We start from the raw sequence: 1,552 nt of genomic DNA, 5'->3' as shown, positions 1-1,552 counted from the left end.
TGGTCTAGAGAATTATTCGTAGTGACGGAGCGTTTCGCGAGGGAAGAAATTCCCCAATACAAACTCAAAGATTATTCGGGTGAAATCGTTCGCGGTACGTTCTATCAGAATCAATTGCATAGAGCCACGGAACAGGAAACCTATCTCGTCGAGAAAGTACTACGTCACCGCAAGAGACGAGGGAAAAAAGAGTATCTGATCCGATGGAAAGGCTGGGATCCCAAATACGATTCGTGGATCGGAGAAGAGGATCTGCGTGGGCTCGACGGGCCTATATAAGGAACACACAACCGAACAGTGACTAGACATGGCCACGTACGTCCTCTCGTCGACCGATAGTAAAACTCGTTATCCCGAGAATGAATCACACGACTTTCGCGTGTACCTCTCCAAACCGTTAGATTTACGCGGAGAGTGGACGATATCTCTCTTGGAATTTTCCGTCGCATCTGGAAAATTACCATCGGAATTCTACGTGTATTGTAATCTCTGCGACGATAGCGTGGTGGGCGAGACGGAGCTACCCCTCTTGCGACGCGTCTGCATGAAGAGAGCCGGAACCGAAATCTATTCTCTCCCGTACGCCGTCCCCGTCAAACTCGGTCACGCGACGGAGGTCCACGTCTATATAAAGGACCGCGACGGCGCCCCCGCTTCATTCCTTGGAGGAAAGGTCACGGTGACACTCGCATTGAAAAAACGATGATCGGTTCGACTTATATCTCTAATCCCGATACGTGGACGTCTTTCTACCGCGATCTCTTGGACGGTAAGATCGATACGAATAACTATAAACCGCGTCAGACCGGAGGGCGTCGAAAACGCTACGCCGTACCCCTGGCTAGAGTCACTCCCATGAAAGCCGTGGAGGAACGGGCCGCGGTCGAATTTCGTCAGGCCGTACGAGACGGGGATCCGCACGTCCCCCTCCAGAAAGCTATAAAAGGAACGAAGAGAGCGAGACCGATCAGTCTCGCGCATGCGTCACCGGGAATCACCTCGGTCGTAAAGAAGAGTAGAGTCGAAAAGACGAAGTCTAAACCCTCGGGCAAGAGTAAACCATCCGTCGAGAAAGTCGTCGAGTCTAAACCCTCAGGCAAGCGTAAACCCTCCGTCGAGAAACCCGTCAAGCGTAAACCCTCCACCAAGAAACCCGTCTCGCGTAAACCTCCCGCCAAGAAAACGGTCAAGAGTAAGAAGTCCGAGAAAACTCATAATTTCCAGTAAGCATGTCTTTTCTCAGTGAATCGTTGAAAGAGGTGGCCATCCCCGATTCTCTACTCGTGTTTAAGGAAGCGTTCAATCAAGTGGCCGTTCAAAAAGTCTATTTTTCGGAATGTCGTCCCGTCGCCGCGTATCACACCGAAGATGCCCCGGTAGAAATATCCGTCCCGAATCAGGGAAACGAGTACATCGACCTACAACGATCGAGGCTCTACGTGAAAGCGCGAATCCTCAAAGCGGACGGGAGTGTGTTAGGTAAAGACGAAAAGACGGGAATCATCAATCTCCCCCTACAGAGTCTCTGGTCTCAAATCGACGTGTACGCCAA

General features: G+C 51.2%; 2 protein-coding genes. Both read left to right on the top strand.

What is annotated here, in order from left to right:
- Positions 1–279 (top strand): chromo domain-containing protein (locus BOW51_RS10685; RefSeq protein ID WP_217349045.1); only part of this gene is annotated, 279 nt, incomplete at its 5' end.
- A 950-nt stretch (positions 280–1,229) separates the two neighbouring features.
- Positions 1,230–1,552, top strand: a 323-nt coding sequence (locus BOW51_RS11495) for a hypothetical protein (RefSeq protein WP_217349044.1), incomplete at its 3' end; no start/stop codon positions are given.

Source organism: Solemya elarraichensis gill symbiont (assembly GCF_002021095.1).
Taxonomy (GTDB): Bacteria; Pseudomonadota; Gammaproteobacteria; order Chromatiales; family Chromatiaceae.
Note: the sequence above shows the minus strand (reverse complement) of the source record. Positions and strands in the feature narration are given on the sequence as shown.